This is a genomic window from Mesorhizobium sp. M4A.F.Ca.ET.020.02.1.1, from assembly GCF_004022645.1.
Taxonomy (GTDB): Bacteria; Pseudomonadota; Alphaproteobacteria; order Rhizobiales; family Rhizobiaceae; genus Mesorhizobium.
This window is the reverse complement of the sequence record NZ_RZOI01000447.1, coordinates 1-5,136: the sequence shown is the minus strand read 5'-3', so window position 1 is coordinate 5,136 and position 5,136 is coordinate 1. Positions and strand designations below refer to the sequence as shown.

Below are 5,136 nucleotides of genomic sequence, written 5' to 3'. Positions count from 1 at the left end.
CCGCACGAGATACTGCTGGTCGCCGACTCACTGACCGGCCAGGACGCCGTCAACCTGGCGAAGAGCTTCGACGAGCGCGTCGGCATCACCGGCCTGGTGCTGACCCGCATGGACGGCGACGGCCGGGGCGGCGCCGCGCTCTCCATGCGCGCCGTGACCGGCAAGCCGATCAAGCTGATCGGCACCGGCGAAAAGATGGACGGGCTGGAGGAATTCCACCCCAAGCGCATCGCCGACCGCATCCTCGGCATGGGCGACATCGTCTCGCTGGTCGAGAAGGCGGCCGAGAACATCGACGCCGAGCAGGCGGCGGCGATGGCCAGGAAGATGCAGTCGGGCAAGTTCGACCTCAACGACCTCGCCGGGCAGCTTCAGCAGATGTCGAAGATGGGCGGCATGGGCGGCATCATGGGCATGATGCCGGGCATGGGCAAGATGAAGGATCAGATGGCCGCGGCCGGCCTCGACGACAGGATGTTCGCCCGCCAGCTCGCCATCATCTCCTCGATGACCAAGGCCGAGCGTGCCAATCCGGATATCCTCAAGCATTCGCGCAAGAAGCGCATCGCCGCCGGCTCCGGCACCGACGCCGCCGAGATCAACAAGCTGCTGAAGATGCATCGCGGCATGGCCGATATGATGAAGGCGATGGGCGGCAAGGGCAAAGGCGGCGGCCTCATGCGCGGCATGATGGGCGGCCTCGCTTCCAAGATGGGTCTCGGCGGCATGATGCCCGGCGGCATGGGCGGTGGCATGCCGGACCTGTCCAAGATGGATCCCAAGCAGCTCGAAGTCTTGCAGAAGCAGGCGCAGGCGGCCGGCCTCGGCAAGGGCTTGCCTGGCGGGTTGCCCGGCGGTCTTGCCGGGGGTGGTCTACCTGGCCTGCCCGGCGGCATGAAGCTGCCCGGCCTTCCGGGCCTAGGTGGCGGCGGCCTGCCCGGCCTTGGCAAGAAGAAGTGAGGGCGCGATGAACGAGGACAAGGACATGGCCGACGCACGCGCCACCCTGGCCGGCTACCGCGCTTCGATCGACAACATCGACGCCGCCCTCATCCATATGCTCGCCGAGCGCTTCCGCTGCACCAAGGCAGTGGGCGTGCTGAAGGCGGAGCATGGCCTGCCGCCGGCCGATCCGGCGCGCGAGCAGCAGCAGATCGCCCGCCTTCGCCAACTGGCGAAGGATGCGCATCTCGATCCCGATTTCGCGGAGAAATTCCTTAACTTCGTCGTCCGCGAAGTGATCCGTCACCACGAACAGATCGCCGCTGCCAACGGCGTGACGAAAACCGGTTGAGACCCAACCCAGACCATCAAACGAAAATCAGAGCTTTTTAGGAGAAAACAATGGCACTGAAGATCAGACTGGCCCGCGCGGGCTCGAAGAAGCGTCCTTACTACCACGTCGTCGTCGCCGACGCCCGCTCGCCCCGCGACGGCCGTTTCATCGAGGCGCTCGGCTCGTGGAACCCGCTGCTGCCGAAGGACGGCGAGCGCGTCAAGGTTGACGCCGACCGCGTCAAGCACTGGCTCTCGCACGGCGCCCAGCCGACCGACCGCGTTCTGCGCTTCCTCGACGAGGCCGGCCTTGCCAAGCGTCCGGCCCGCTCGAACCCGAAGAAGGCCGAGCCCGGCAAGAAGGCGCAGGAGCGCGCCGCCCTTCTGAAGAAGGCGCAGGAAGATGCCGCCGCCGCCGTTGCCGCGGCAGCAGCTGCTCCGGCCGAGGCGGAAGCCGCCACGGCCGAGTAATCCGGCTCACATTGCTTTGCGAAAACGGCGGGCTTTGCCCGCCGTTTCTTGTTTCAGGCGTTCCCGGAAGGAATCAGTAGCCCTGCGGGCAACGGGCGATATAGACGCGCCCATAGCGATCCCGATAACGGCAGCGGTCCGGCTCGTTGGCCCGGCCAATCAACGCACCGGCGACAGCGCCGACGGCGCCGCCGACGACTGCGCCTTCCACCGGGTCATTCGCGACGGCAGCGCCTATCGCCGCCCCGCCCAGGCCGCCGACCGCAGCACCCTTTTCCGTCTGCGAGCAAGCGCCGAGCGCCATCAGCAGGGCCACTAAGACTATCGCTTTCTTCATCATCGTTTCTCCCCAACGGGAATGCGCCTGCACCCGCCTTGCAGCGATAACGCACAAAGACGTGATTTGATCCGCCCTGCAGTGCCGCGCGTCCCCCCGGACGCGCAAAGATGGTGCATTTTCAGGTAGTTATTCGGCGGCTCGCTTCAAGTTGGCGAGGCCGACCTCGAAATCCTTGCCGATCAGCGTGTCGAAATTCATGAACAGGCCCATCAGCTTGGCGATGAACGGACGGCCGCCGCGCATCGCCCAGGTGACGGTCGTGGTCTCGCCGGACGGCGTCAAGGTGAAGTCGACGCTGTTGTTGGCCCGGAACGGCTTTTCGAAATCGAGCTTCAGCGCCACCAGCGAGGATGGAACCGAGCTGGTGATCTCCATCCGCCCGACGCCTGCCTTGCCGTTGCCTTCCCAGGCATAGGCCGCGCCCTTGCCGCTTTCGGCGCCGGACAGCGTGCGCTTCATGTCCGGGTCGAGTTTTTCGTAAGGCGACCATTCGGGCCAGCGCGTGAAGTCGTTGATCAGCGGATAGATCGCCTCGGGCGGCGCCTTGATGATGGCCGAGCGGCTGACGACGAAATCGTTCGGCCGTGTCGCGGCGTAGATGAGCACGGCGGCAATGGCGACAATCAGGATAGTGAGGATGGTGGTGAACATTCTACGGTCCTCCCGATGCTTAGCGGGCAAACGGGATCAGCGCGCGCAGCCTGGGGTCACGCAGGAACAGGCCGGCCCACAGAATGATGCCGAGATAGACGCCGAACAGCGTGTGCGAGAACAGCGGGCTGTCGAGCCGCACTTTGGTGGCGATGGCGCCGCCCATATAGGCAGTGAGCAGGATGGCGCCGAGCACCGAGGTGCGCGGCAGTGCGTAGAGCGCGGTGGAGATCAGCCCGATGATGCCGAGCATACGCGCGGCGTTGGGATCGGCCGGCCAGCCGAGTTGCACCATCGTCTGGGTGACGATGTCGAGCGGCGGCAGTTTGATGGCGCCGTCGAAGATCATGAACAGCACGATGAGCGCGCTGAGCACGCGACCGGTCCACAGGGCACCCGACGACACGGGCGCGGTTTGAGCAATGCTCATTGACGTTCCCTCCTAATATTTTAGTTAGAACCCCGGCGTCTTTGCCAGGCTCGAACCAAGGACGCGGCACGCGTCGACCGTCCGACACGTGCCGGAATCTTTTTCACAGATGCGCGCGGCTCATTCCGGCGCGCCGCAAGGGCACTCAGAGTGTCTTGAGATAGGCTTCCAGCCGCGCGTAGCTCGCCATGACCATCTGGCCGAAGCCCATCTTCACCGCCATGTCGCGGGCGGCAACCGAGTTGGCGCGGATGTTGGCGACGATCCGCGTCTTGCCGCCGGCATCCTCGAACAGGATTGTCGTCACCATGTTGGGCGGCGGCAGGGTATCCTGCCACTGACTGCGATCGAGCGGGGCGTCGCGATAGATGATCCGCTCCGGCGGAGCGATTTCGAGATAGACGCTGTTGGTTGGGTATTCACTGCCGTCGGCGAAGCGCATGGTCAGACGGAATTGCCCTCCAGGCCGTACATCCATCTCGCAGACCGGATAGGTTGAGCCTTCCGGTCCCCAGAATCGCACCAGGTGATATGGATCGGTGAAAAGCTTGAACATCAGCGCGCGTGGCGCATCGAAGGTCCGGGTGATGATGATGACCGGGTCGTCGGATGGCGTGTCGATGGTCTGATCTGTCATGTTCCCCTCTCTGGATGTCTTGTTGCGCAAGGGCGGCAAGATGATTGGCCGGCTTAGCTTTTACCTGCGCCGGGATCACCCGCCTGCAAGGCTTGCAGATAGGTTTCCAGCCGGTCGAAGCGCGCGTCCCATAGCACGCGGTAGGTCTCCAGCCATTCGTCGATCTCGCGCAATGGTTCCGGTTGCAGGCGGCGCGGCCGAAACTGCGCGTCGCGGCCGCGCGCCACCAGGCCGGCGCGCTCAAGCACCTTGAGGTGCTTCGACACCGCCGGAAAGCTCATGGCAAACGGCTCCGCCAGCTGCGTGACGGAGGCCTCGCCGAGCGCCAGCCGCGCCAGGATGGCGCGCCGGGTCGGGTCGGCAAGCGCGGCGAGGGTCAGACTGAGGCTATCCGTCATATTGAACCAACTGGTTATATAACCTTTTGGTTCTATACGAGAGGCCGCCGGCCGAGTCAAGCGGCGGTGTCAAAAACAGAATCCAGGCAGCGCTCATCCGGCTCGCAAACCGGATGGCCAGGGCTGGAACGCTCTGGCCTCAGGAGAAATAGAACCGTTCGGCCGGGATCATCTTCGGCGCCGGTTCGCCGAGCGCCTCGAACACCGAGATCTCGCAGACGCGGCAAAGCCCATCCAGCGCAAGGTCGTTGGGCTGGGTGCCGAACGGATCCTCGAGCTCTTCCGAGAGCGCGTCGAGGCCGAAGAAGGTATAGGCGATCAGCGCCGTGAACAGCGGCGTTGCCCAGCCGGCTGGCGCGACCAGCCCGAACGGCAGCAGCAGGCAGAAGACGTAGGCCGTTCGCTGCAGCAGCAGCGTGTAGGCAAAAGGCAACGGCGTTCCGGCGATGCGCTCGCAGCCGGCCTGCGCGGCGGCGATCTCCGACAGGCGCTCGTCGAGGATGCGGTAGCCGACCGCATCGAGCGCCCCGGACTTGCGCAGCGCCGCGATGCGCGCGCCCATCCTGCGTACCAGGGCATCGGGAGAGTTGACGGCCTTCACCACGGCTTCGGCCTCATCGCCGATGAAGCCGCGCGCTTCCGCCGTAGCATCCACCCGCCTGAGCAGGCCGCGCAGGAAATGGCAAAACGCGATCGCATCCATCAACAGGCCGCGCAATTCGGCCCGGTCCTCGATAAGGCCGGTCGAGGCGCGCGCCAGGTTGCGGATGTCGAAGACGAGCTGGCCCCACAGCTTGCGCGCCTCCCACCAGCGGTCATAGGCGGCGTTGTTGCGGAAGCCGAGATAGATCGACAGCGCCACGCCGAGCAGGGCGAAGGGTGCCGTGCCGGCATTGCCGAAGTCGAGCTTGAGAGCTTTGATGACCAATACCAC

8 protein-coding genes and 1 pseudogene are annotated in these 5,136 nt (G+C 65.1%); 3 read left to right on the top strand and 6 right to left on the bottom strand.

Annotation, left to right across the window (positions count from 1 at the left end):
• The 3 genes and pseudogenes from EN742_RS23690 to rpsP all read left to right on the top strand — a co-directional run.
• Positions 1-960 (top strand): annotated as a pseudogene (locus tag EN742_RS23690) (signal recognition particle protein); the annotation flags it as partial.
• 7 nt (positions 961-967) lie between these two features.
• The gene (locus EN742_RS23685; RefSeq protein WP_126057405.1) at positions 968-1,294 is read left to right on the top strand and encodes a chorismate mutase; all 327 of its coding nucleotides are present in this window, start codon (positions 968-970) and stop codon (positions 1,292-1,294) included.
• A gap of 50 nt (positions 1,295-1,344) precedes the next feature.
• Positions 1,345-1,746 (top strand): 30S ribosomal protein S16, encoded by a 402-nt coding sequence (rpsP, locus tag EN742_RS23680; RefSeq protein WP_126057404.1) that lies wholly within the window; start codon positions 1,345-1,347, stop codon positions 1,744-1,746.
• Positions 1,747-1,819: 73 nt separating this feature from the next.
• Here rpsP and EN742_RS23675 read toward each other — a convergent pair whose 3' ends face one another.
• The 6 genes from EN742_RS23675 to EN742_RS23650 all read right to left on the bottom strand — a co-directional run.
• Entirely contained in the window at positions 1,820-2,083 is a 264-nt protein-coding gene (locus tag EN742_RS23675; protein WP_126059294.1) for a glycine zipper domain-containing protein, read from the bottom strand.
• 129 nt (positions 2,084-2,212) lie between these two features.
• Positions 2,213-2,737, bottom strand: coding sequence for an SRPBCC family protein (locus EN742_RS23670; protein ID WP_126057403.1), 525 nt, complete (start codon positions 2,735-2,737; stop codon positions 2,213-2,215).
• A 19-nt stretch (positions 2,738-2,756) separates the two neighbouring features.
• Positions 2,757-3,167 carry a DoxX family protein gene (locus EN742_RS23665; protein ID WP_126057402.1) on the bottom strand — a complete coding sequence of 137 codons (411 nt, stop codon included), beginning with the start codon at positions 3,165-3,167 and terminating at the stop codon, positions 2,757-2,759.
• A 145-nt stretch (positions 3,168-3,312) separates the two neighbouring features.
• Positions 3,313-3,804 carry an SRPBCC domain-containing protein gene (locus EN742_RS23660; RefSeq protein ID WP_126057401.1) on the bottom strand — a complete coding sequence of 164 codons (492 nt, stop codon included), beginning with the start codon at positions 3,802-3,804 and terminating at the stop codon, positions 3,313-3,315.
• 53 nt (positions 3,805-3,857) lie between these two features.
• Positions 3,858-4,202: a metalloregulator ArsR/SmtB family transcription factor gene (locus EN742_RS23655; RefSeq protein WP_126057400.1), complete on the bottom strand. Its 345-nt coding sequence runs from the start codon at positions 4,200-4,202 to the stop codon at positions 3,858-3,860.
• 139 nt (positions 4,203-4,341) lie between these two features.
• On the bottom strand, positions 4,342-5,136 hold a 795-nt coding region (locus EN742_RS23650), incomplete at its 5' end, for a bestrophin family ion channel (protein ID WP_128333347.1).

What these genes read in the sequence shown, in the direction of transcription:
- rpsP (WP_126057404.1), top strand. Translation starts at nt 1,345, where the DNA reads ATGGCACTGAAGATCAGACTGGCCCGCGCGGGCTCGAAGAAGCGTCCT.
- EN742_RS23685 (WP_126057405.1), top strand. Translation starts at nt 968, where the DNA reads ATGAACGAGGACAAGGACATGGCCGACGCACGCGCCACCCTGGCCGGC.
- EN742_RS23655 (WP_126057400.1), bottom strand. Translation starts at nt 4,202, where the DNA reads ATGACGGATAGCCTCAGTCTGACCCTCGCCGCGCTTGCCGACCCGACC.
- EN742_RS23675 (WP_126059294.1), bottom strand. Translation starts at nt 2,083, where the DNA reads ATGAAGAAAGCGATAGTCTTAGTGGCCCTGCTGATGGCGCTCGGCGCT.
- EN742_RS23660 (WP_126057401.1), bottom strand. Translation starts at nt 3,804, where the DNA reads ATGACAGATCAGACCATCGACACGCCATCCGACGACCCGGTCATCATC.
- EN742_RS23665 (WP_126057402.1), bottom strand. Translation starts at nt 3,167, where the DNA reads ATGAGCATTGCTCAAACCGCGCCCGTGTCGTCGGGTGCCCTGTGGACC.
- EN742_RS23670 (WP_126057403.1), bottom strand. Translation starts at nt 2,737, where the DNA reads ATGTTCACCACCATCCTCACTATCCTGATTGTCGCCATTGCCGCCGTG.